This window comes from Streptomyces sp. NPDC002785 (genome assembly GCF_040295565.1).
Classification (GTDB): domain Bacteria; phylum Actinomycetota; class Actinomycetes; order Streptomycetales; family Streptomycetaceae; genus Streptomyces.
The window spans coordinates 55,748-80,074 of the sequence record NZ_JBEOVN010000010.1 but is presented as its reverse complement, the minus strand read 5'-3'; the positions used below and the strand labels follow the sequence as shown (position 1 = coordinate 80,074).

Sequence of the window (24,327 nt, the reverse complement as noted above, 5' to 3'; positions counted from 1 at the left end):
CTGCGCCACGTGGTGGCGCAGGGGCTGTTGTGACGTGCGGCCTGACGGGTCAGGCGGCGGGGGCCGCCGGGGCCTCGACCTTGAGTTCGATGACGACCGTGGCGCCGCCCTCGGTGGTGAGGCGCAGCTTGTACGTGCCGGCGGTGTCGTCGGCATAGATCTTCGGGAGCTTCAGGATGCCGTCGGCGTCGGTCTTGAGGTCCGTGAGGGTACGGACCGTCTTGCCGTCCGCGTTCTTGAAGTACGGGCCCTTGTCGTTCTCGACCGGCTCCGCGGCGTCGGTGATCATGGTTGCGGTGACGGCGACACCTGCGGCGATCGCGTCCTTGTAGGTGGCCTCGACCTCGACGGCGTCGGCGAACTCGGCGCCGGGCGCGGCGGTCAGTGCCTTGTCGTCGGTCCTGGCGATCGCGTCGGCCTGTCGGGCGGTGACGGTCGCGGTGTAGGTGACGGCGGGCAGCGAGCGGCCGGTGGCGACGGCCCGCACCGTGAACTTCCCCGTCTTCTCGCCCGCCTGCAGAGCGGGGGCGGTGACCGTGCCGTCGGCTCCGGTGACCAGGGTGACCGCGCTCTTCCCACCTGCGAAGGTGGCGTCCGTATCACCCGTGACGGTGAAGGTCACGGACACCTTGGCGAGCGGGCCGCCGAGCTTGTTCCTGGCCCGCACCTTGATCCGCTCGGCGAAGGCGTCGCCCGCGGTGGCGGTGAGCGCGCCGGTGCCGGCGTTCTCCACCCCTGCGAGGGTCTGGGACGGCGCGGGCTTGGGAGGCGTGGGGGGCGTGGGCTTGGGCGGTGTGGGCTTGGGCGGCGTGGGCTTCGGAGTGGTCGGAGTGCCGCCGCCCGGCTTCTGCGGCTTCGGCTTCCGGGGCGGGGTCGGGGACGGCGAGGTGCCGGGGGTGCCAGGGTTCGGACTCGGGTCCGTACCGCCGCCGAGGCCCGGCGGGACCACGCCGGTGCCGTCGGGGATCTCGTAGGTGCCGCGCTTGTAGTAGTCGAACCAGGAGCGGACCGTACGGAGGTAGGCGTCCGAGTGGTTGTAGCTCAGGACCGCCCGGTCGAGATCCGTGGCGATGGACAGATCGCGGGAGCCGGCGCACAGATAGCGTCCGGCGGCGAGCGCCGCGTCGTAGATGTTGTTGGGGTCCTTGCGGCCGTCTCCGTTGCCGTCCTGGCCCCAGGTCGCCCAGGTGGACGGGATGAATTGCATCGGGCCGACGGCACGGTCGTGCGTCGAGTCCCCGTCGTACGCCCCGTTGTCGGTGTCCTTGATCATGGCGAAACCCCGGCCGTCGAGGACCGGCCCGAGGATCGGGGAGAACGTGGTGCCGTTCGCGTCGACCCTGCCGCCGCGTGCCTGGCCGGACTCGACCTTGCCGATCGCGGCGAGCAGCTGCCACGGCAGCCGGCAGGCGGCGTCGCTGCCGGCGACGGTCTGTTCGGCCTTCTTGTACGCGGCCAGGATCGAAGCCGGTATGCCGGACTCCGCAGTGCCGGTGATGGGCAGATGGGAGGTGGTTCCCGGCTTGTTGGGCGTGTTCAGCGGGGGCAGGTCCGTGTAGTACGGCGAGTTGCCCGTGGCCGCGCTGTCGTCGGGTGAAGGTGTCGTTGCGGGCTGCTGATCGCCGCTCTCGGTGACCAGCGTTGCGCCAGGGGCCCCTGAGGCGGAGAGCGCCGCCACGGCAACGGCGGCCACAGCGGTAGTGGTCGCCCCCTTGCGAAGTCGGCGACCGAATTGCGCTGCCATACCTCTGGCCCCTCCCCTTCGACGGCTGTCCGCGCTCCCCAGCGCCAGGACTCAGGCGACCCTACGGCAACATGTGCCGCCGCAACAGCGCGCACTGACCGATTCTTACCTGTTTTTCACGTTCAGGACCGCAAGTCGTACGGCGGCCGTCGGGCGGGCGACGGCGGCTCGCGCATACTTGCCGCCATGCCGTTCACACTCAGTCATGCCGCGGCCGTGCTGCCAGGGATGCGGCGGAACGGAACGGCGCGCGGGCCGCTTCTCGCCTCTGCCCTCGTCGCTGGTTCGTTCGCCCCCGACATGACGTACTACGCGGACACCGCGATCCCGGGTGCCATGGAGTTCGGGCAGGTCACCCACTCGGTGTGGGGCGTGTTCACGGTCGATGTGCTGATCACCGCGGCCGTGGTGGCGCTGTGGCTGCTGCTGCGCGAACCGTTGGTGGCGCTGCTGCCGAGGGCCTGGCAGGGGCGGGTGCATGCGTTCGTGCGAGGGCAGCGGCACGGATCCGGCCGGGGGGCGTGGGGTGTCCGGGACGGTGGGTGGTTCGTGCTGTCGGCGGTCATGGGGTCCGCCACCCATGTCGTCTGGGACGCCTTCACCCATCACGACCGGTGGGGTGTGCGGTTGGTGCCGGTGCTCGACGGGAGCGTCGGTGGGCTTCCCGTGTTCCAGTTGGTGCAGTACGGCAGTTCGGCGGTGGCGCTGGCCGCGCTCGCCTGGTTCACGGCTTCGGGGCTGGGGCGGACCGGTGCGCGCCCGGTCCCGTCGTCCGTGCCGGCGCTGGGCCGTCGGGGGCGGTGGTCGGCGGGGGTGCTGCTGAGCGTCTGCGTACTGCTCGGTGTCGTGCACCGGTGCGCACGCTGGTATGCGTACTTCGAGCACATCGACACCCCGCTCGACATCATCCCGACCGCCTGCTTCGGCGCCGGGGCGGGACTGGCGGTGGGCCTGGTGCTGTACGGGGCGTGGATGCGGCTGCGACGACCGCGCGTGTCCGCACCCCCGGTCGCCGGACGGGCCTGATTCGCCAGGGGTGTCCTGAACCCCCTGACCCGTCCGGCGCGCCGCCGCGTCAGTGCGCCGCGGACTCCCAGTCCGTACCGACACCCACCGAGACATCCAACGGGGCGCGCAACTGCACGGCCGTGGACATCTCGTGGCGGAGAATCTCCTCCACCTGCGCCCGCTCGCCCTCGGCGATCTCCAGGACGATTTCGTCATGGACCTGGAGCAGCATCCGGGACTTCAGCTTCGCCTCGGTCAGCGCCCGGTCGACATGGAGCATGGCGACCTTGACGATGTCCGCCGCTGTGCCCTGGATCGGTGCGTTGAGCGCCATCCGCTCAGCCATCTCGCGGCGCTGGCGGTTGTCGCTGTTGAGGTCGGGGAGGTAGCGGCGGCGGCCGAAGACCGTCTCCGTGTAGCCGGTGGCCCTGGCCTCCTCCACCACGCGGCGCAGATAGTCACGCACTCCGCCGAACCGCTCGAAGTAGGTGTCCATCAGGCCGCGCGCCTCACCCGCCTCGATGTTCAGCTGCTGGGAGAGGCCGAACGCGGAGAGCCCGTACGCGAGTCCGTAGCTCATGGCCTTGATCTTGCGGCGCATCTCCGGGTCGACGGCCGACTTGCCGACGCCGAAGACCTGCGAGGCGACGGTGGTGTGCAGGTCCTCGCCGGAGGTGAACGCCTCGATCAGACCCGCGTCCTCGGAGAGGTGGGCCATCACCCGCAGTTCGATCTGGCTGTAGTCGGCCGTCATCAGCGATTCGAAGCCCTCGCCGACGACGAAGCCCCGGCGGATGGCCCGGCCCTCGTCCGTACGGACCGGGATGTTCTGCAGGTTGGGATCGGTGGAGGAGAGCCGACCCGTCGCCGCCACCGTCTGGTTGAACGTGGTGTGGATACGGCCGTCCGCCGCGATCGTCTTGATCAGGCCCTCGACGGTGACCCGCAGCTTCGCCTGCTCGCGGTGGCGCAGCATGATGACCGGCAGCTCGTGCTCGGTCTGTGCGGCGAGCCAGGCCAGGGCGTCGGCGTCCGTCGTGTACCCGGTCTTCGTCTTCTTCGTCCTGGGCAGGCCCAGCTCACCGAAGAGGACTTCCTGGAGCTGCTTGGGCGAGCCGAGGTTGAACTCGCGGCCGACCGCGGCGTGCGCCTCCTTCACCGCCTGCTGCACCGCACCGGCGAACTGCTGCTCCATGCCTTCCAGATGGGCCCGGTCGGCGGCGATGCCGTGCCGCTCCAGACGGGCCAGCAGAGCGGACGTCGGCAGCTCCATGTCGTGCAGCAGCTCGGCCGCGCCGACCTCTGCCAGCCGGGCGGTGAACGCGTCGCCCAGATCCAGGACCGCGCGGGCTTGCGTCATCAGGGCGTCGGCCTCGGCCTGGTCGTCCGCGCCGAAGGCCAGCTGGCCGTCGGACGCCGCCGCGGGAGCCAGTTCCCGGCCCAGATACTCCACCGCCAGCGCGTCCAGCGCGAAGGAACGGCGGCCGGGCTTGACCAGATAGGCGGCCAGCGCGGTGTCCATCGTGACGCCATCGACCCGCCAGCCATGCTCGGGGAAGACCCGCATGACACTCTTCGCGTTGTGCATGACCTTCGGCCGGTGCGCATCGGCGATCCAGGCGGCGAACGCGTGCTCGTCGCCCTCGTCGAGCCCTGCAGGGTCGAACCAGGCCGCCGCCCCGTCGGCCGCGGCGAGCGCGATCTCGGTGACCGTGCCGCTGCCCACCGCCCAGGTGTCGACGGTGGCGACGCCGAGCGGCTGCTCGCCGTGCTCGACGAGCCAGGGCGCCAGCTCGCCCGCGCCCAGCACCGCGCCGTCCAGCTCGACGCCCGCGGCAGGCGCCGGGGCCTCGTCCTCGGCCGCGCCCGGGTCGACGGCCAGCAGCCGCTCGCGCAGGCTCGGGTTACGAATCTCCAGGACGTCCAGCACCCCTGTCACCGCGGTGCGGTCGTACGGTGCGCGCTCCAGGTCCTGCGGGGTCTTCGGCAGCTCCACATCGCGGACCATCTCGGTCAGCCGGCGATTGAGCCGCACCGCGTCCAGGTGGTCCCGGAAATTCTGACCGGCCTTGCCCTTGACCTCATCGGCGCGCTCCACCAGCTCGTCGAACGAACCGAACTGGTTGATCCACTTCGCTGCGGTCTTCTCACCGACGCCGGGAATACCCGGAAGATTGTCCGACGGGTCACCGCGCAGCGCCGCGAAGTCCGGGTACTGCTGCGGCGTGAGCCCGTACTTCTCCTCGACCTTCGCCGGGGTGAAGCGCGTCAGCTCCGAGACACCCTTCGTCGGGTACAGCACGGTGACGTCGTCCGTGATCAGCTGGAACGAATCCCGGTCACCGGTGACGATCAGCACCTCGAAGCCGGCCGCCTCGGCCTGCGTGGCCAACGTGGCGATGACATCGTCCGCCTCGAAACCGTCGACCGCGAAACGGTCGGCGTGCATCGCGTCGAGCAGCTCGCCGATCAGCTCGACCTGGCCCCTGAACTCGTCCGGGGTCTTCGAGCGGTTCGCCTTGTACTCGGGGAACTCCTCCGAGCGCCAGGTCTTGCGGGAGACGTCGAACGCCACCGCGAAATGCGTCGGCGCCTCGTCACGCAACGTGTTCGCCAGCATCGACGCGAAGCCGTACACCGCGTTCGTCGGCTGCCCCGACCCTGTCGTGAAATTCTCCGCAGGCAGCGCAAAGAACGCCCGGTACGCCAGGGAGTGCCCGTCCATCAGGAGCAGGCGCGGTCGGTTGTCTGCCGTCTTCTTCGATGCCGTCTCAGCCACGCCCCCGATCCTGCCACGGACCACTGACAATCCCGACCGGACCCGGCTCGCCGAACGCTCTGTCGGTGCCTCGTGACAGGATCGACGCAGGAACACGTACCGCATCAATGCGTACAGCGCGCTGCGCAGGTTCGCTGTTGGCTCAAAGAGGAGCACGAAATGGCCACGAAGCCGCCCGCAGATGACCCGGTCCAGGATGCGCCGCGGGTCGAGGCAGCACAGCACGCCGCCGCCGGACTGCCGGCCGTCGCCCACAGCCTGCTCATCGCCCAGCAGCAGATGGGCGTGCGACGCACCGCGCAGACCCTCCTCAAGGTCAACCAGAAGAACGGCTTCGACTGCCCCGGCTGCGCCTGGCCCGAAGGCGACAAACGACACACGGCCGAATTCTGCGAGAACGGCGCCAAAGCCGTCGCCGAGGAAGCGACGCTGCGCCGCGTCACCCCCGAATTCTTCGCCGCGCACCCGGTCGCCGACCTCGCCTCGCGCAGCGGGTACTGGCTGGGCCAGCAGGGACGGATCACCCAGCCGATGTACCTCCCCGAGGGCGCCGAGCGGTACGAGGCGGTGACCTGGGAGCGGGCCTTCGGCATCATCGCCGAGGAGCTGGGCGCGCTCACCTCCCCCGACGAGGCCCTCTTCTACACCTCGGGGCGCACCAGCAACGAGGCCGCGTTCCTGCTCCAGCTGTTCGCCCGCGAGTTCGGCACGAACAACCTCCCCGACTGCTCCAACATGTGCCACGAGTCCTCCGGCTCGGCACTGACGGAAACCATCGGCATCGGCAAGGGCAGCGTCTCGCTGGAGGACCTCCACCAGGCGGACCTGATCATCGTCGCCGGGCAGAATCCCGGCACGAACCACCCCCGGATGCTCTCCGCCCTGGAGAAGGCCAAGTCCGCGGGCGCAAAGATCATTTCGGTGAATCCGCTGCCCGAGGCCGGTCTGGAGCGGTTCAAGAACCCGCAGACCCCGCTCGGCATGATCAAGGGCGCCGCGCTCAACGACCTCTTCCTCCAGATCCGCATCGGCGGCGACCAGGCCCTCTTCCGGCTCCTCAACAAGATGATCCTGGACACCGAGGGCGCCGTCGACGAAACCTTCGTACAGGACCACACCCATGGTTACGAGGAGTTCGTGACCGCGGCCCGCGAAGCCGACTGGGAGCAGACCCTCACCGCCACCGGCCTCGACCGCGGCGCCATCGAAGAGGCCCTCGCGATGGTCCTCGCCTCGAAGCGCACCATCGTCTGCTGGGCCATGGGCCTCACCCAGCACAAGCACTCCGTGCCGACCATCCGCGAAGTCGTCAACTTCCTTCTGCTGCGCGGCAACATCGGCCGTCCCGGCGCCGGAGTCTGCCCCGTCCGCGGCCACTCCAACGTCCAGGGTGACCGCACCATGGGCATCTTCGAACGGCCCGCACCCGAATTCCTCGACGCCCTCGACAAGGAATTCTCCATCACCTCACCACGCCACCACGGCTACGACGTCGTCCGCTCCATCCAGGCCCTGCGCGACGGCGACGCCAAGGTCTTCTTCGCCATGGGCGGCAACTTCGTCGCAGCCACCCCCGACACGGACGTCACCGAAGCCGCCATGCGCCGCGCCCGCCTCACCGTCCACGTCTCCACCAAGGTCAACCGCTCGCACGCCGTCACCGGCACCCGCGCGCTGATCCTGCCGACACTGGGCCGTACCGACAAGGACGTCCAGGCGAGCGGCAAGCAGTTCGTCACCGTCGAGGACTCCATGAGCATGGTCCACGCCTCGCGCGGCAATCTCACCCCGGCCAGCCCCCATCTGCTGTCCGAGCCCGCCATCGTCGCCCGCCTCGCCCGCGCCGTCCTCGGACCCGAATCCGCCACCCCCTGGGAGGAGTTCGAGAAGGACTACGCGACGATCCGCGACCGCATCTCCCGCGTCGTCCCCGGCTTCGAGAACTTCAACGCCCGCATCGCCCACCCCGGCGGCTTCACCCTCCCGCACGCCCCGCGCGACGAGCGCCGCTTCCCCACCACGACCGGCAAGGCCAACTTCACCGCCGCGCCGGTCGAGTACCCCGAACTCCCCGAAGGCAGGCTGCTGTTGCAGACCCTGCGCTCGCACGACCAGTACAACACCACGGTCTACGGCCTCGACGACCGCTACCGCGGCATCAAGGGCGGCCGCCGCGTCGTCCTGGTCAACCCCGACGACGCCCGCACCCTCGGCCTGGCCGACGGCGCCTACACCGACCTCGTCAGCGAATGGAAGGACGGCGTGGAGCGCCGCGCCCCCGGCTTCCGCATCGTCCACTACCCGACCGCCCGGGGCTGCGCCGCCGCCTACTACCCGGAGACCAATGTGCTGGTCCCCCTCGACTCCACCGCCGACACCAGCAACACCCCCGCCAGCAAGTCCGTCGTCGTGCGCTTCGAGAACATCCAGGGACAGACCGCCCAGGAGCAATCCGCACCCACAACCCGCTAGGGCGTGTGTCGAAAGTCCCGTCTGGCCGGGGGTGCCTGGCACTTCCCCAAGCTCTCGGCTTTCGCTCGAGCAGGGGAGACCCCATCCTCGCCGCGTTGTCGGTCGTCGGCGCAGCCCGCTGCCCGCTGCGCTCTCCTCCCTCCGCCCTGCGATCGCACGCGCCAGGCACCCCCGACCCCGCCCTGCGGGCGGACGACGCTACTTTCGACACACGCCCTAAGCGTTCGCTCAGTCGTCTGATAAGAACGATGCACACAGCAACAAAACTATGAACCACGCAGACGATCGGAGCCGGACCCCATGGGCGAGCACACCGCACCCAAGTTCCCCCAGGAGATCATCGACGAATACGCCGTACTCGGCGTCGACCTGCCCGCACTCTTCTCCGCCGGCCACCTCGGCGAGCGGATGGGCGTCACCATCGTCGAAGCCTCCGCGGACCGCGTCGTCGGCACCATGCCCGTCGAGGGCAACACCCAGCCGTACGGACTGCTCCACGGCGGCGCCTCCGCCGTCCTCGCCGAGACCCTCGGCTCGGTCGGCTCCATGCTCCACGGCGGCGTCACCAAGCTCGCCGTCGGCGTCGACCTCAACTGCACCCATCACCGAGGGGTACGGAGCGGAATCGTCACGGGCGTCGCCACCCCCGTACACCGCGGCCGCTCCACCGCCACGTACGAGATCGTCATCTCCGACGAGCACGACAAGCGGGTCTGCACCGCCCGCCTCACCTGCATGCTCCGCGACGCACCCCAGCCCAGCGCCGCCTGACCGGCCGAAACACACCGCACGACACCCCCGACACCGCTGCCCGGCCGGACCACGATCCGGCCGGGCAGCGTCATTCCCACCCACAACCACCCACGCACCAGGCATCATTGAGCAAATAAACCGGCCAACACCCTTGATTCCACGGTCCGTTGTGTGGCCAACTCGACGCCCCGAACACACCCCGCACACACTCCGCGCACACAACACCGCGTCGACCACATCAACTCCGATGTGACACTGCGTAACAAAAGTGCAGTGCGCCAACGACTCCGCGCAGCACTCCGAACCCGGCCCCGCAGACACCGAGCGGCTCGTCGCACCCTCATGAGGCTCTCGCCGCGCGACAGCAGCAAGATCCGCTCAAGCCCCTTAGCGGAGCTGCGTGTTCTCACCATGCGGTCACTTCACCGGCCGGTAAAAAAAACCGTACATGTCCGCACAGCCACCTCAAGCCTTGCTCAAGGGCATAACAAGACAGTCACATCCTGCGGCGGACCCATCCCGGACCCCCACACCTGCGCCTAGAGTCACCGCCAGTCACCGCGCCGCCGGGCGCGTCTGCAGCACGGCCCTGTACCAACCAGTACGGCCCGGCGAACGACACGGCACCTCAAGCAGAGGAGGCCGCGCCAGGGAAAGGACCTTTCGTGCGACACCGTTCTTTGCTCATCCTCACCACAGTGCTCACCACAGGAGCACTGACACTCACCGCCTGCGGGTCGCGCGACGACAACAAGAAGGGCGGCAACGGCGACACCCAGACCGTCGTCATCGGCGTCGACTCGCCCATCACCGGCGACCTGTCCGCCCTCGGCCTCGGCATCAAGAACTCCGCCGACCTCGCCGCCAAGATGGCGAACAAGGAAAACACCGTCCCCGGCATCAAGTTCGAGGTCAAGCCGCTCGACGACCAGGCACAGCCCTCCGTCGGCCAGCAGAACGCCCAGAAGTTCATCGACGACGACACCGTCGTCGGCGTCGTCGGCCCCCTGAACTCCGGCGTCTCCCAGTCGATGCAGAAGCCGCTCAACGACGCCGGCCTCACCCAGGTCTCCCCCGCCAACACGGGCACCGAGCTCACCCAGGGCGAGAACTGGAAGACCGACGACAAGCAGCGCCCCTACAAGACCTACTTCCGCACCGCCACCACGGACCAGATCCAGGGCGCCTTCGCAGCGAAATACCTCTTCAACAACGCGAAGGTCAAGCAGGTCTACCTCATCGACGACCAGAAGCCGTACGGCGCCGGCCTCGCCGCCTCCTTCAAGGCGACCTTCACCAAACTCGGCGGCAAGATCGTCGGCACCGACCACGTCAACCCCGACGACCGCGACTTCAACGCCGTAGTCACCAAGGTCAAGAAGTCCGGCGCCAAGGCCGTCTACTACGGCGGCGAATACCCCGCCGGCGCACCCCTGAGCCAGCAGCTCAAGGACAGCGTCCAGATCCCCCTCATGGGCGGCGACGGCATGTACAGCGCCGACTTCATCAAGCTCAACAAGAAGGCCCAGGGCGACATCGCCACCTCCGTCGGCAAGCCCGTCGAGGAACTCGACTCCGCCAAGAAGTTCATCGCGGACTACAAGGCCGCCGGATACAAGGACGCCTACGAGGCCTACGGCGGCGGCACCTACGACGCCACCTGGTCGATCATCGAGGCCGTCAAGATCGCCGTCGCCGAGAACGGCGGCAAGCTCCCCAGCGGCGACGACGCCCGCGCCAAGGTCCTCGCGGCCATGGCCAAGGTCAAGTTCGAAGGCGTCACCGGCCCCGTCTCCTTCGACGAATACGGCGACACCACCAACACCATGATGACCGCCTACCAGGTCGACAGCGGCAAGTGGACCTCCAAGCTCAGCGAGGCCTACAAGCCCTGACCCCAACAGGGCCCTCCCGGGCAACGCACTGACTGACACCAGACCGCGCGGGAGCGCTACCAGCACTCCCGCGCGGTGCCATATCCGAACCACTCCACGGAGGCCCTGCGGTGAACGAACTGCCGCAACAGCTGGCCAATGGACTCATCCTCGGCGCGATGTACGGTCTCATCGCGATCGGCTACACGATGGTCTACGGAATCATCCAGCTCATCAACTTCGCCCACGGCGAGATCTTCATGATCGGAGGCTTCGGAGCTCTCACCGTGTACCTCTGGATGCCGGCCGGCGTCTCCCTCCTCGCGATCATCCCACTCATGATCATCGGCGGCGTCATATGCTCCGTCACCGTCAGCGCAGCCGCCGAACGCTTCGCCTACCGGCCCCTGCGCACCGCCCCACGACTGGCCCCGCTGATCACCGCGATCGGACTCTCCCTCGCACTCCAGCAGGCCATCTGGAAGTGGTACCCCGACGCCAAGAAGGACCGCTCCTTCCCCCAGTTCAAGGGCGAAGCAATCGACATCTTCGGCGCCCACATCCAACGCGGTGACCTCTTCGTCCTCATCACAGCCCCCATCTGCATGCTCGCCCTCGGGCTCTTCGTCTCCAAAACCCGCTCCGGCCGCGGCATGCAGGCCACCAGCCAGGACCCCGACACCGCAAAGCTCATGGGCATCAACACCGACCGCATCATCGTCATGGCCTTCGCCATCGGTGCCGCGTTCGCCGCCGTCGCCGCCGTCGCCTACGGGCTCAAAAACGGCCAGATCGGCTTCAAAATGGGCTTCATCATGGGCCTCAAAGCCTTCACCGCAGCCGTACTCGGCGGCATCGGCAACATCTACGGCGCCATGCTCGGCGGCGTCGTACTCGGCATCGCCGAATCCCTCGCCACCGGCTACATGAGCAACGTCCCCGGCATGGAACTCTTCGGCGGCGGCGCCTGGAAGGACGTATGGGCCTTCGTCCTCCTCATCATCGTCCTCCTGCTCCGCCCCCAGGGCCTGCTCGGCGAACGCGTCGCGGATCGGGCGTGATACGCATGACCACCAACCACACCACCACGCCCGCAGCCGCCCCCCTCCTCGCGATCCCCACAGCCGCGGCCCGCATCGGCACCCTCACCGGCGCAGCCGTCGCACTCGCCGGCACCTTCCTCGCCTGGACCTGGACCAGCGAATTCCCCGGCGACCTCACCGTCACCGGCTACCCCGGCGGCCTCCAGGTCCTCACCCTCATCAGCGCCGCACTCACCCTGCTCTTCACGCTGTCCGGGTACGGCATCCTGGGCCTCGGCTCACTCACCCCCGGCGGCACCAACAGCCCCGTCCGCCTCCTGGCACTCGGCACCCTCGGCACCACCGGCTACACCATCGGCGCCATCGCGTACGACCTCGGCGGCATCGTCAACCTGGAACCCGGCGCCTGGGTCAGCGGCATCGGCGCACTCATCGCCGCCATCGCCGCACTCGGACTCCCCGGCGACCAGCCCATCCCCAGCACCAAAACGGCAACCACCGCCTGGCAGCGCTTCCGCAACAGCCTCAGCGCCCCACCGGCCCGCCGCGCCAAAGCCCTCCCCGCCTGGGCCGAAATCCTCACCATCGCCATAGCCTTCGGCATCGGCCTCTACATCTTCGCCTACGGAATCGACACCGACTACGCCGAACTCTTCATCGGCTTCCTCATCACCGTCGGCTTCGCCTTCACCGCGCTCCACCGCGCCGGACTCGTCTCCCGCCTCACCACACTCACCACCAAGCACCGCCAGATCACCCTCGCCGCCGCCTTCGTCGCAGCCGTCTGCTTCCCGTTCACACAGCAGAAGGAGGAATACGCGCTCATCGGCGCCAACATCCTCATCTTCGCAACCGTGGCACTCGGCCTCAACGTCGTCGTCGGCCTCGCCGGACTCCTCGACCTCGGATACGTCGCCTTCCTCGGCGTCGGCGCCTACGCCGCCGCCCTGGTCTCCGGCTCCACCATGTCGGCCATCGGCGTCGAATTCCCCTTCTGGGCCGCCGTCCTCACCGGCGCCGGCGCCTCGCTCATCTTCGGCGTCCTCATCGGCGCCCCCACACTGCGACTGCGCGGCGACTACCTGGCCATCGTCACCCTCGGCTTCGGTGAAATCTTCCGCCTCACCGTGAACAACCTCAACGGCAACAGCGGACCCGACCTCACCAACGGCTCCCAAGGCATCCCGAGCATCCCCGACCTCAAATTCTTCGGATTCGACTTCGGACTCAAGCACGACATCCTCGGCTTCAACCTCGGCAGGTCCGCCAACTACTACCTGCTGATGCTCGTCTTCACCGCCGTCGTCGTCCTCGTCTTCCGCCGCTCCGGAGAATCCCGCATCGGCCGCGCCTGGGTCGCCATCCGCGAGGACGAAACCGCAGCCACCGCCATGGGCATCAACGCCTTCCGGCTCAAACTGCTCGCCTTCGCCCTCGGCGCCACCCTCGCCGGCCTCGCCGGAACCGTCCAGGCACACGTCAACTACACAGTGACACCCGAGCAGTACCAGTTCTCCGGCTCCGTACCGCCCAACTCCGCATTCCTCCTCGCCGCCGTCATCCTCGGCGGCATGGGAACCCTCAGCGGACCCCTCGTCGGCGCCGCACTGCTCTACCTCATCCCGGCCAAGCTGCAGTTCATGCAGGACTACCAGCTCTTCCTCTTCGGCGTCGCACTCATCCTCCTGATGCGCCTGCGCCCCGAAGGCCTGGTCGCCGACCGCAGGAAGCAGCTCGAATTCCACGAGACCGACCAGCTCGACGTACCGGAGCCACGGCAGTCCGAAGAGACCGGCGCCGGCATCGCCAAGGCGGGGGCGTGACCACCATGACCACCACCACGAAAACCGCCACCACCGTCCTCGACGCAAGCGGCGTCACCATGCGCTTCGGCGGCCTCACCGCCGTACGCAACGTCGACCTCACCGTCAACGCGGGCGAGATCGTCGGCCTCATCGGCCCCAACGGCGCCGGCAAAACCACCTTCTTCAACTGCCTCACCGGCCTGTACATCCCCACCGAGGGCCAGGTCAGCTACAAGGGCACCGTCCTGCCGCCCAAGCCCCACCTCGTCACCCAGGCAGGCATCGCCCGCACCTTCCAGAACATCCGGCTCTTCGCCAACATGACCGTCCTGGAAAACGTCCTCGTCGGACGCCACACCAGGACCAAGGAAGGCCTCTGGTCCGCCCTCCTGCGACTCCCCGGCTTCACCAAGGCCGAACACGCCAGCCGCGAACGAGCAATGGAACTCCTGGAGTTCATCGGCCTCCAGGACAAGGCCGACCACCTCGCGCGCAACCTCCCCTACGGAGACCAGCGCAAGCTGGAAATCGCCCGCGCACTGGCCAGCGACCCCGGACTCCTCCTCCTCGACGAGCCCACCGCCGGCATGAACCCGCAGGAAACCCGCGTCACCGAAGAACTCATCTTCGCCATCCGTGACCAGGGCATCGCCGTCCTCGTCATCGAGCACGACATGCGGTTCATCTTCAACCTCTGCGACCGCGTCGCCGTCCTCGTCCAGGGCGAGAAGCTCGTCGAAGGCACCTCCGACATCGTCCAGAGCGACGAACGCGTCGTCGCCGCCTACCTCGGCACCCCCTTCGAAGGCGCCCCCGGCGCCGAAGAAGTCGCCGAGGTCGAAGCCGCCGAAGCAGGCACCACCAAGGCGGCCGACACCACCAGCACCACCAGCACCGAGGAGGAGGACACCCGATGACCGCACTGCTAGAGGTCGAGGACCTCCGCGTCGCCTACGGCAAGATCGAAGCCGTCAAAGGCATCTCCTTCACCGTCGAAGCCGGCCAGGTCGTCACCCTCATCGGCACCAACGGTGCAGGCAAGACCACCACCCTGCGCACCCTCTCCGGGCTCCTCAAGCCCGTCGGCGGCAGCATCCTCTTCGACGGCAAACCACTCAACAACATCCCGGCCCACAAGATCGTCTCCCTGGGCCTCGCCCACTCCCCCGAGGGACGCCACATCTTCCCCCGGCTGACGATCACCGAGAACCTCCAACTCGGCGCCTACCTCCGCAACGACAAGGCAGGCATCGAGAAGGACATCCAGCGCGCCTACGACCTCTTCCCCATCCTCGGGGAACGCCGGAAGCAGGCCGCCGGAACCCTCTCGGGCGGCGAACAGCAAATGCTCGCCATGGGCAGAGCCCTCATGTGCCAGCCCAAGCTCCTGATGCTCGACGAACCCTCCATGGGCCTCTCCCCGATCATGATGCAGAAGATCATGGAGACCATCGTCGAACTCAAGGCCCAGGGCACCACCATCCTGCTCGTCGAGCAGAACGCCCAGGCCGCACTCTCCCTCGCCGACCACGGCCACGTCATGGAGGTCGGCAAGATCGTCCTCTCCGGCACCGGCTCGGACCTCCTCCACGACGAGTCCGTCCGCAAGGCGTACCTCGGCGAGGACTGACCCGCACCCCTCCACACGGATGAGGCCCGCACCCCGATCAATCCGGGGTGCGGGCCTCATCCGTATCCACGCAGACGGCTACTCGCCGTCCTTCGCCGCCCTCTTCTTCTCCTCGGCATCCTCGATCAACGCCTCGGCAAGCTGCTGCATCGACAGCCGACGATCCATCGACGTCTTCTGGATCCACCGGAACGCGGCCGGCTCCGACAGACCGTAATCCGTCTGCAGGATGCTCTTCGCGCGATCCACCAGCTTCCGCGTCTCCAGCCGCTGCGCAAGGTCGGCGACCTCCCCCTCCAGCGCCTTCAGCTCCGCGAACCGCGACACCGCCATCTCGATGGCCGGCACCACATCGCTCTTGCTGAACGGCTTCACGAGGTACGCCATCGCCCCGGCGTCCCTGGCCCGCTCGACAAGATCGCGCTGCGAGAACGCCGTGAGCATCAGGACGGGCGCGATGGACTCCTCAGCGATCTTCTCCGCGGCGGAGATCCCGTCGAGGATCGGCATCTTCACATCGAGGATGACCAGGTCCGGCCGGTGCTCCCGGGCGAGCTCGACGGCCTTCTGCCCGTCACCGGCCTCGCCGACGACCGCGTAGCCCTCTTCCTCCAGCATCTCTTTGAGGTCGAGACGGATGAGCGCCTCGTCCTCGGCGATGACGACGCGGGTCGTCAGCGGCGGAACGTGCGACTTGTCGTCGTCGGCGGGCTGGGGCGACTCGGGGGCGGTCACGGGGGCTCCTTGTTCAAGACAGGGGTACTGCTGCCAAGAGCCTACCTAGCTGCGGTAAGGTGGATGCTCAGCGGGTCGAGGGAAACCTACGATTCAGCGAGCCCCGGTAGTCCAATTGGTTAGAGACAATGGATTCAAAACCCATACAGTGTCGGTTCGAGTCCGACTCGGGGTACTTTTCCTTCGATTCCAAGGCCGCAAGGGAATGGGAACACTCCACTTGATCGTGTGATCGCCTCGCGGAATCCGCGGCCCGGCTTCACGGTCCGGCCAGACTCGGCTACGTGTACGACCTTGATACGCGCAAGCGTGCTCTGGCACTCATCGCCCAGGGCTTCAGCCAAAATTCCGTAAGCAAGCAGACCGGCATCTCGCGCGCCGCCATCCGCTCGTGGCAGACACGAATAGAGCCCCTCGGCTGGAGCCGCGCTGCGGACTGTCCGCGGTGCGGCGACATGCCGAGTGATCCTGAAGACCCCGCCGCGTACGCCTACTTGCTGGGCCTCTATCTCGGGGACGGCTGCATCAGCTCCGCCAGAAGGGGCGTGTACTTCCTCCGCATCGCCTGCGCCGATGCCTGGCCGGGGCTCATCGACGCCTGCGCCGAAGCCATGCAGGCCGTACGTCCTGGCAACAAGGTGTTCCGGGTCCAGCGCCAGGGCTGCCAGAACGTGACGTGCCACAGCAAGCACTGGCCCTGCCTCTTCCCTCAGCACGGATCTGGCAAGAAGCACGACCGCAAGATCGCTCTCGAACCCTGGCAGCAGAAGATCGTCGACACACACCTGTGGGAATTCATCCGCGGCCTCATCCACTCCGACGGGTGCCGGATCACCAACTGGACCAGTCGCCTCGTCGGTGGCGAACGGAAGCGCTACGAGTACCCCCGGTACTTCTTCACCAACAAGTCGGACGACATCCGGCAGCTCTACACCGACACCCTCGACAAGCTCGGCATCGAGTGGACGCACTGCACACGCGCGGGCAAGAAGTACAACATCTCCGTCGCCCGACGGGCGTCCGTCGCGCTCATGGACGCCCACGTCGGGCCGAAGTACTGACGACCGGCCTACTTCGGGCTGTCGCCCTCGCCGATGCGGTGCACCCGGACCAGGTTCGTGGAACCCGGGACTCCCGGCGGGGAGCCGGCCGTGATGATCACGACATCCCCCTTCTCGCAGCGGCCGATCTTCAGCAGTTCCTCGTCGACCTGGGCCACCATCGCGTCCGTCGATTCCACGTGCGGGCCGAGGAAGGTCTCGACGCCCCAAGTCAGGTTCAGCTGGGAGCGGGTGGCCGGGGCCGGGGTGAAGGCCAGGAGCGGGATGGGTGAGCGGTAGCGGGAGAGGCGCCTGACCGTGTCGCCGCTCTGGGTGAAGGCGACCAGGAACTTGGCGCCCAGGAAGTCACCCATCTCGGCTGCCGCGCGGGCCACCGCGCCGCCCTGCGTGCGGGGCTTGTTGCAGTCGCTCAGGGGCGGGAGGCCCTTGGTGAGGATGTCTTCCTCGGCGGCTTCGACGATGCGGGACATCGTGCGGACCGTCTCGATGGGGTACTTGCCCACGCTGGTCTCGCCGGAGAGCATCACCGCGTCCGTGCCATCGATGACCGCGTTGGCGACGTCGGAGGCTTCGGCGCGGGTGGGGCGGGAGTTGTCGATCATCGAGTCGAGCATCTGGGTGGCGACGATGACCGGCTTGGCGTTGCGTTTGGCGAGTTTGATCGCGCGCTTCTGGACGATCGGTACCTGCTCCAGGGGCATTTCGACGCCGAGGTCGCCGCGGGCGACCATGATGCCGTCGAAGGCGGCGACGATGCCGTCGATGTTCTCGACGGCCTGGGGCTTCTCGACCTTGGCGATGACGGGGAGGCGGCGGCCTTCCTCGTCCATGATGCGGTGGACGTCCTCGATGTCGCGTCCGCTGCGTACGAAGGAGAGGGCGATGACGTCGGCGCCGGTGCGCAGGGCCCAGCGGAGGTCTTCGATGTCCTTCTCGGAGAGTGCGGGTACGGAGACGGCGACGCCGGGGAGGTTGAGGCCCTTGTGGTCGGAGACCATGCCGCCCTCGATGACGGTGGTGTGGACGCGGGGGCCGTCCACTTCGGTGACTTCGAGGGTGACGCGGCCGTCGTCGACGAGGATGCGTTCGCCTGTGGTGACGTCGGTGGCGAGGCCGTCGTAGGTGGTGCCGCAGGTGTGGCGGTCGCCTTCCATGGGTTCGACGGTGATGGTGAAGTCGTCGCCGCGTTCAAGGAGTACGGGGCCTTCGCGGAAGCGTCCGAGGCGGATCTTCGGGCCTTGAAGGTCGGCGAGGATGCCGACGCTGCGTCCGCTCTCGTCGGAGGCCTTGCGTACGTGGTGGTATCGCTCTTCGTGTTCGGCGTAGGTGCCGTGGCTGAGGTTGAGGCGGGCGATGTCCATTCCCGCTTCGACCAAGGCCTTGATCTGGTCGTATGTGTCGGTGGCGGGACCCAAGGTGCAAACGATTTTTGCTCGGCGCATGGTTTGACCCTAGACCTTACCTACGGGTATCCGTTTGGCGCTGCGTGACTACTCAACAACCTTTGGATGAAGGGTTATTGACAAGTGTTGAATTGTGCGCCGGGGTGCTCGGATGAGCATTCTCTTCATAGTTTTGGCGGTGACATGGTGAAGCGGGCGTTGACCTGGGCGTAGACCGTCTGGCGTTGTGGTTCGAGGTCGAGGGTCGGTGCGGGTTCCGGGGCTGTGGCGCCGTATGCCGCGCGGCTTCGGGCGCCGCCGGGTGCGGTGGGCATGGCTGTGGCCGGGGTGGCGTTCTCCGCGCCGAGGTCGGCGAGTTCGACCAGGGCGGTGAGGTGGGTGCCGAGGGCGTCGGCGTATTCGCGGGCGCGTTGGACGGCTTCGTGTACGGCTTGGCGGCGGGCGTTCGCGTGGGCGGGTGAGTCGGGGCGCAGGGTCCACCAGGGGCCGTTGACGTGGGTCATGTCGAGGTCGGCGATGCGGGTGGTGAATTCGCCCAGTGCGGTGAAGTCGTTGAGGACGGCGGTGACGTGGACGCGGCCGTGGTAGGCGCGGATTTTTTCGTCGCGTCCGCGTTGGGTGAGTTCGGGGGTGATGGAGAGTGTGCCGGTTTCGAGTTTTTCGACTGCTTGTCCGTAGGTTCGTGCGAGTTCGAGGACGTGGTTGTTGCGTCGGGTGAGGTCTTCGAGGGCGGCGCGGCGGTCTTTTCCGCGGGCGCTGATGGTGATGCCGATGTGGGCGGTCTCGGGGTCGACTTCGAGGCGGGCTTCGCCTCGGACGGCGACGCGGGGGTGGTCGGGGGTGCCGTAGGGCGGCGGGGTGTCGGTCATGTGTCCACTCTCGCATCGGGGTGCGACGGCGGGTGGTCATCAGATCGAAACCCGTGAGGGGTGTTGCCGGGTGTGGCTCCTGGGTCATTATCTACGCGCGTTGTGTACTGCGAGATCTGAGATGTGGGAGAAGAAATGCCGCTGAACCGTAGGACGTTCCTGGGCACATCGGCGGCTGCCGGTGCCGGTGTGGCGATTGCGGGTGGCTCTGCCGTTCCTGCTGCTGCCCAAGGTGATGGGCAGGGCCACGGGCGTCCGCCGAAGCGGTACTCGTTCACTGTGATGGGCACCACCGATCTGCACGGGAACGTCTTCAACTGGGACTACTTCACGGACAGGGAGTTCGACGACAAGGCCCACAATGATGTCGGTCTGGCGAAGATCTCGACCTTGGTGGACCAGGTGCGCCGGGAGAAGGGCCGTCACAACACCCTGATGATCGATGCGGGTGACACGATCCAGGGCACCCAGTTGTCGTACTACTACGCCAAGGTCGATCCGATCACGGCGAAGCGTGGTCCGGTGCATCCGATGGCGCAGGCGATGAACGCGATCGGCTATGACGCCGCGGCGTTGGGCAACCACGAGTTCAACTATGGAATTCCGGTGCTGCGGAAGTTCGAGGAGCAGTGCGACTTTCCGCTGCTGGGTGCGAACGCGCTGGATGCGAAGACGTTGCGGCCGGCGTTCGCGCCGTATGTCATCAAGAGGATGCGTACCCCGCACGGTCCGGATGTGAGGGTTGCGATTCTGGGTCTGACCAATCCGGGCATCGCGATCTGGGACAAGGCGAATGTCGGTGGGAAGATGGTGTTCCCCGGTCTGGAGGAGCAGGCGGCGAGGTTTGTGCCGCGGCTGCGTTCCATGGGTGTGGATGTCGTGATTGTGTCGGCGCACTCGGGTAGCAGTGGTACGTCTTCGTACGGTGATCAGATCCCGTATGTGGAGAACGCGGCGGGTCTGGTGGCTGAGCAGGTGCCGGGTATTGATGCGATTCTGGTCGGGCATGCGCATCTGGAGATTCCCGAGTATTTCGTGGAGAACAAGCAGACCGGGAAGAAGGTGGTGCTTTCCGAGCCGTTGAAGTGGGGGCAGCGGTTGACGTTGTTCGATTTCGATCTGGTGTGGGAGAAGGGCCGTTGGGTGGTGGAGAAGGCGGGTTCGCAGGTGTTGAACTCCAACACCGTGGCCGAGGACCCGGAGATCACGAAGCTGTTGATGGATGAGCATGAGAAGGTCGTGGCGTACGTCAATCAGGTGATCGGCACGTCGACGGCGGCGATGACGACGGCGGAGGCGGCCTGGAAGGATGAGCCGATCATTGATCTGATCAATGTCGTGCAGGCGGAGACGGTGAAGGCGGCGTTGGCGGGTGGTGCGTACGCGGCGCTTCCTGTGCTTTCGCAGGCGTCCTGTTTCTCGCGTACGGCGCAGATTCCGGCCGGGAATGTGACGATCAAGGACGCGGCGGGTCTGTATCCGTTCGAGAACACCCTTGAGGCGCGGTTGCTGACTGGTGCGCAGATCAAGGATTATCTGGAGTTCTCGGCGCGGTACTACGTGCAGACTGCGGCGGGTGCTCCGGTGGACACGGCGAAGCTGACGAACGCGGACAACATTCCGGACTACAACTACGACGCGGTGTCGGGTCTGACGTACGACATCGACATTGCGAGGCCGAGTGGTTCGCGGATCGTGAATCTTTCGTTCGAGGGTAAGCCGATTGATGGGGCGGCGCAGTTCGTGCTGGCGGTGAACAATTATCGGGCGAGCGGCGGTGGTAACTTCCCGCATGTGCCGGGTGCGAAGCAGTTGTGGGCGAACTCGGAGGAGATCCGTAACACGATTATCTCCTGGGTGCAGGCGAAGGGTTCGGTGGATGGTGCGCTGTTCGCTTCGGTGGACTGGCGTCTGACGCGGGACGGTGTGCCGGTGTTCTAGGCGGTTGTCTCTGGGGTGTGCTGGTGTGGGTCGGCGGCCGTCCTCTTCCTTTCGGAGGGGGCGGCCGTTTTCTGTCTGTGTGTGTGGGTGTCAGTTGCGCTGGGTGAGGGGGATGAGGCCGGGGTTCTGGGTGGGGATGGGTGGGCTTTGGGGGGTGAGGCCGAAGGTGGTGAAGGCGGTGCGTTCGGGGAGGGGGTAGGTGTTGGTGCCGGTGAGGTTGTTGAGGATGGTGGCGCTGCGCCAGGCGGCGAGTCCGAGGTCGGGGGCGCCGACGCCGTGGGTGTGGCGTTCGGCGTTCTGTACGTAGACGTTGCCGGTGACGGTGGGGTCGAGGGCGAGGCGGAATCGGTCGTCGATGTGGGGTCGTGCGGAGTTGTCGCGGCGCATGTGGGGGTCGAGGCCGGTGAGGATGCGGTCGAGGGAGCGTTCGCGGTAGCCGGTGGCGAGGACGACGGCGTCGGTGGTGAGGCGGGTGCGGGTGTTCTGCTGGGTGTGTTCGAGGTGGAGTTCGACGCGGGTGTTGGCGACGCGTCGTGCGGTGCGTACGGAGACTCCGGGGGTGAGGGTGGTGTCGGGCCAGCCGCCGTGGAGGGTGCGGCGGTAGAGCTCGTCGTGGATGGCGGCGATGGTGTCGGCGTCGATGCCTTTGTGGAGCTGCCATTGGTGGGGGACGAGTTCGTCGCGTACTGATTCGGGCAGGGCGTGGAAGTAGCGGCTGTAGTCGGGGGTGAAGTGTTCCAGGCCGAGTTTGGAGTACTCCATGGGTGCGAAGGCCTGGGTGCGGGCGATCCAGTGGAGTTTTTCGTGGCCTGTGGGGCGGGCGCGGAGGAGGTCGAGGAAGATTTCGGCGCCGGATTGTCCGGATCCGATGACGGTGATGTGTTCGGCGTCGAGGAGTGTTTTCCGGTGGTGGAGGTAGTCGGCGGAGTGGATGACGGGGATGGTTTCGGCTTCGGCGAGGGGTTTGAGGGGGTCGGGGATGTAGGGCTCGGTGCCGATGCCGAGGGCGATGTGGCGGGTGTATGCGCGGCCGAGTGCTTCGGCTTCGCCGTCGGTGTCGAGTTGGGTGAAGTCGACTTCGAAGAGGCTTCGTTCGTTGTTCCAGCGGACGGCGTCGACCTGGTGGCTGAAGTGGAGGCCGGGGAGTTGGTCGCTTACCCAGCGGCAGTAGGCGTCGTATTCGGCGCGCTGGATGTGGAAGCGCTCGGCGAAGTAGAAGGGGAAGAGCCGGTCGCGGCTGCGCAGGTAGTTGAGGAAGGTCCAGGGGCTGGCGGGGTCGGCGAGGGTGACGAGGTCGGCGAGGAAGGGGACTTGGAGGCTGGCTCCGTCGATGAGGAGGCCTGGGTGCCAGTGGAAGGCGGGTCGCTGTTCGTAGAAGGCGGTGGCGAGGGGGTGGGGGTTGCCGGGGATGCCGTGGGCGAGTGCGGCGAGGGAGAGGTTGAAGGGGCCGATGCCGATGCCGACGAGGTCGTGTGGCTGGTCGGTCTCGGGGGTGGGCAGGTCGGTCATCGGGGGGTGTTGCCTTTCGCGAGGTCGTTGGCGAGGTGGGTGACGAGGTCGAGGAGTGTGCGGAGGTTGTCGGGGGTGGTGTGGGGGTTGAGGAGGGTGGCTTTGAGCCAGAGGCGGTTGTCTGTGTGGGCGCGGCCGAGTACGGCGTGGCCCCGGGTGAGGAGGGTGCGGCGGATGGTGGCGACGGTGTTGTCGTCGGCGTCGGTGGGGCGGAAGAGGACGGTGCTGATGGTGGGGCGGTCGTAGAGGTCGAGGGTGGGGGTTTTGGCGATGAGGTCGGCGAGGTGGTGGGCGGTGGTGATGGTGTGGTCGATGAGGTCGGCGAGTCCGGTGCGGCCGAGGGCTTTGAGGGTGACGGCGATCTTGAGGGCGTCGGGGCGGCGGGTGGTGCGCAGGGAGCGGCCGAGGAGGTCGGGGAGGCCGGCCTGGGTGTCGTCGTCGGGGTTGAGGTAGGGGGCGCGGTGGTGGAGTGCGTCGAGGTGGGTGCGGTCGGGGACGGCGAGGATGCTTGCGGGTGCGGGTTGCCAGCCGAGTTTGTGCAGGTCGAGGGTGACGCTGTGGGCGCGGTCGAGGCCGTGGATCTTGCCTCGGTGGGTGGGGCTGAAGAGGAGGGGGCCGCCGTAGGCGGCGTCGATGTGGAGTTCGGCGCCGTGGGTGGTGCAGAGGTCGGCGATGTCGGCGAGTGGGTCGATCCGGCCGGTGTCGGTGGTGCCTGCGGTGGCTGTTACGAAGAGGGCTCGGTGGGGGCTGTGGAGCCGGGTGAGGGCTTCGTCGAGTGCGGTGGGGTCCATGACGCCTGTGGGTGCGGGGATGACGACGGGTTCGGGGAGTCCGAGGAGCCAGGCGGCGCGGGTGATGCTGTGGTGGGCGTTGGCGGCGCAGATGGTCTGTACGGGGCCGTTGCGTTCGCGGGCGAGGAGTAGGGCGAGTTGGTTGGCTTCGGTGCCGCCGGTGGTGAGGAGTGCGTCGGGTGAGGGGTGGTGGGGGTAGATCTCGGTGGCGAGTGCGGCGGTGATGTCGGCTTCGAGGGTGGAGGCTGCGGGGGCTTGGTCCCAGGAGTCCATGGAGGGGTTGAGGGCGGAGGCGGCGAGGTCCGCGGCGGCGGCGAGGGCGAGGGGCGGGGTGTGGAGGTGGGCGGCGCAGAGCGGGTGTGCGGGGTCTGCGGCGCCTTCGGCGAGGGCGCTGACGAGGGTGTGCAGTGCGTCGTGGGGGCCGGTGCCGTGGTCGGGGATGACGGGGTGGGTGGCGGTGCGCATTTTGGGGGTGACGGTGTCGGGTCCGCCTGCTGGGAGGGGGCCGTCGCGTCGGTGGGCGCCGTCGTGGAGTGCGGTGAGGACGGTGTCGATGAGGGGGCGCAGGGCGGCGGGGCCGGTGGTTGATCCGGCGAGGGGTGGGGTGGGCATGGTGGTGGGGCCCTTCGGGTGCGCATGGGTGGACATGCCAGCTTGTCCGGGTTTTCGGGGGCGTGGCCGAAGAGCTCGGTGATCTGAACTCGAAAGGGGGACGGGTGTAGGAGTGAAGGGTCGTTGTCGGGGGTTTCGGTGGTATGGGTGTGGCGTCGGATATGGGTGTGCCCGGCGCCTCCCTGTGTGGTGGGAGTGGCGCCGGGCACGGGTGGTGTCGGCCCTGGAGGTTGCGAGCTGCTGCCGGTTTGCTGCACTGAAGTGAGTTGTGGTGAGCGGGAGTGGGTCCTGTCGGCGG

Annotated in this window: 17 protein-coding genes and 1 tRNA gene; 11 read left to right on the top strand and 7 right to left on the bottom strand. The window is 67.6% G+C overall.

The genetic code is table 11. The annotated features are described in order from the left end of the window. Nucleotides 1-49 precede the first annotated feature (49 nt). Entirely contained in the window at nucleotides 50-1,744 is a 1,695-nt protein-coding gene (locus tag ABTZ94_RS05085) for a lytic transglycosylase domain-containing protein (protein ID WP_351197596.1), read from the bottom strand. A 186-nt stretch (nucleotides 1,745-1,930) separates the two neighbouring features. On the opposite strand from ABTZ94_RS05085, the gene ABTZ94_RS05080 reads away from it, so the two are divergent. Then, nucleotides 1,931-2,770: a DUF4184 family protein gene (locus ABTZ94_RS05080; protein ID WP_351197594.1), complete on the top strand. Its 840-nt coding sequence runs from the start codon at nucleotides 1,931-1,933 to the stop codon at nucleotides 2,768-2,770. Nucleotides 2,771-2,819: 49 nt separating this feature from the next. Here the strand turns inward: ABTZ94_RS05080 and polA are convergent, their stop codons facing one another. Next, nucleotides 2,820-5,531, bottom strand: coding sequence for a DNA polymerase I (polA, locus tag ABTZ94_RS05075; protein WP_351197592.1), 2,712 nt, complete (start codon nucleotides 5,529-5,531; stop codon nucleotides 2,820-2,822). Between the two features lie 159 nt (nucleotides 5,532-5,690). Here polA and ABTZ94_RS05070 point away from each other — a divergent pair, with 159 nt between their 5' ends. The 7 genes from ABTZ94_RS05070 (at nucleotide 5,691) to ABTZ94_RS05040 (ending at nucleotide 15,108) form a co-directional block, all read left to right on the top strand. After that, a complete protein-coding gene (locus tag ABTZ94_RS05070) occupies nucleotides 5,691-8,003 on the top strand; it encodes an FdhF/YdeP family oxidoreductase (protein WP_351197590.1) in 2,313 nt (770 codons plus the stop codon). Nucleotides 8,004-8,303: 300 nt separating this feature from the next. Next, complete coding sequence (locus ABTZ94_RS05065) at nucleotides 8,304-8,774, top strand: PaaI family thioesterase (RefSeq protein WP_351197588.1); 471 nt, start codon at nucleotides 8,304-8,306, stop codon at nucleotides 8,772-8,774. 662 nt (nucleotides 8,775-9,436) lie between these two features. Continuing rightward, entirely contained in the window at nucleotides 9,437-10,651 is a 1,215-nt protein-coding gene (locus tag ABTZ94_RS05060) for a branched-chain amino acid ABC transporter substrate-binding protein (protein ID WP_351197608.1), read from the top strand. A gap of 110 nt (nucleotides 10,652-10,761) precedes the next feature. Beyond that, complete coding sequence (locus ABTZ94_RS05055) at nucleotides 10,762-11,691, top strand: branched-chain amino acid ABC transporter permease (protein ID WP_351197586.1); 930 nt, start codon at nucleotides 10,762-10,764, stop codon at nucleotides 11,689-11,691. Between the two features lie 5 nt (nucleotides 11,692-11,696). Continuing rightward, nucleotides 11,697-13,496: a branched-chain amino acid ABC transporter permease gene (locus tag ABTZ94_RS05050; protein ID WP_351197584.1), complete on the top strand. Its 1,800-nt coding sequence runs from the start codon at nucleotides 11,697-11,699 to the stop codon at nucleotides 13,494-13,496. A 5-nt stretch (nucleotides 13,497-13,501) separates the two neighbouring features. Next, nucleotides 13,502-14,395 (top strand): ABC transporter ATP-binding protein, encoded by an 894-nt coding sequence (locus ABTZ94_RS05045; RefSeq protein WP_351197606.1) that lies wholly within the window; start codon nucleotides 13,502-13,504, stop codon nucleotides 14,393-14,395. Further along, a complete protein-coding gene (locus ABTZ94_RS05040) occupies nucleotides 14,392-15,108 on the top strand; it encodes an ABC transporter ATP-binding protein (RefSeq protein WP_351197582.1) in 717 nt (238 codons plus the stop codon). The genes ABTZ94_RS05045 and ABTZ94_RS05040 overlap by 4 nt, the downstream gene beginning before the upstream one ends. Nucleotides 15,109-15,186: 78 nt before the next feature. Here ABTZ94_RS05040 and ABTZ94_RS05035 read toward each other — a convergent pair whose 3' ends face one another. After that, on the bottom strand, nucleotides 15,187-15,843 hold the full coding sequence (locus tag ABTZ94_RS05035; RefSeq protein ID WP_351197580.1) for an ANTAR domain-containing response regulator: 657 nt from the start codon (nucleotides 15,841-15,843) through the stop codon (nucleotides 15,187-15,189). Nucleotides 15,844-15,943: 100 nt separating this feature from the next. Between ABTZ94_RS05035 and ABTZ94_RS05030 the strand changes: the two genes are divergently transcribed. Together ABTZ94_RS05030 and ABTZ94_RS05025 are read left to right on the top strand one after the other, a co-directional pair. Continuing rightward, nucleotides 15,944-16,018, top strand: a tRNA-Leu gene (locus ABTZ94_RS05030). Nucleotides 16,019-16,127: 109 nt separating this feature from the next. Then, entirely contained in the window at nucleotides 16,128-16,904 is a 777-nt protein-coding gene (locus ABTZ94_RS05025) for a transcriptional regulator (protein WP_351197578.1), read from the top strand. Between the two features lie 8 nt (nucleotides 16,905-16,912). Here ABTZ94_RS05025 and pyk read toward each other — a convergent pair whose 3' ends face one another. Together pyk and ABTZ94_RS05015 are read right to left on the bottom strand one after the other, a co-directional pair. Then, a complete protein-coding gene (pyk, locus tag ABTZ94_RS05020) occupies nucleotides 16,913-18,346 on the bottom strand; it encodes a pyruvate kinase (RefSeq protein WP_351197576.1) in 1,434 nt (477 codons plus the stop codon). A 125-nt stretch (nucleotides 18,347-18,471) separates the two neighbouring features. Beyond that, nucleotides 18,472-19,176 carry an SIMPL domain-containing protein gene (locus tag ABTZ94_RS05015; protein WP_351197574.1) on the bottom strand — a complete coding sequence of 235 codons (705 nt, stop codon included), beginning with the start codon at nucleotides 19,174-19,176 and terminating at the stop codon, nucleotides 18,472-18,474. Between the two features lie 135 nt (nucleotides 19,177-19,311). Here ABTZ94_RS05015 and ABTZ94_RS05010 point away from each other — a divergent pair, with 135 nt between their 5' ends. Next, nucleotides 19,312-21,117, top strand: coding sequence for a bifunctional metallophosphatase/5'-nucleotidase (locus ABTZ94_RS05010; protein WP_351197572.1), 1,806 nt, complete (start codon nucleotides 19,312-19,314; stop codon nucleotides 21,115-21,117). 90 nt (nucleotides 21,118-21,207) lie between these two features. Here the strand turns inward: ABTZ94_RS05010 and ABTZ94_RS05005 are convergent, their stop codons facing one another. After that, complete coding sequence (locus ABTZ94_RS05005) at nucleotides 21,208-22,626, bottom strand: lysine N(6)-hydroxylase/L-ornithine N(5)-oxygenase family protein (RefSeq protein ID WP_351197570.1); 1,419 nt, start codon at nucleotides 22,624-22,626, stop codon at nucleotides 21,208-21,210. After that, entirely contained in the window at nucleotides 22,623-24,029 is a 1,407-nt protein-coding gene (locus ABTZ94_RS05000) for a pyridoxal phosphate-dependent decarboxylase family protein (protein WP_351197604.1), read from the bottom strand. Before ABTZ94_RS05000 ends, ABTZ94_RS05005 begins: the two co-directional genes overlap by 4 nt. Nucleotides 24,030-24,327: the final 298 nt, after the last annotated feature.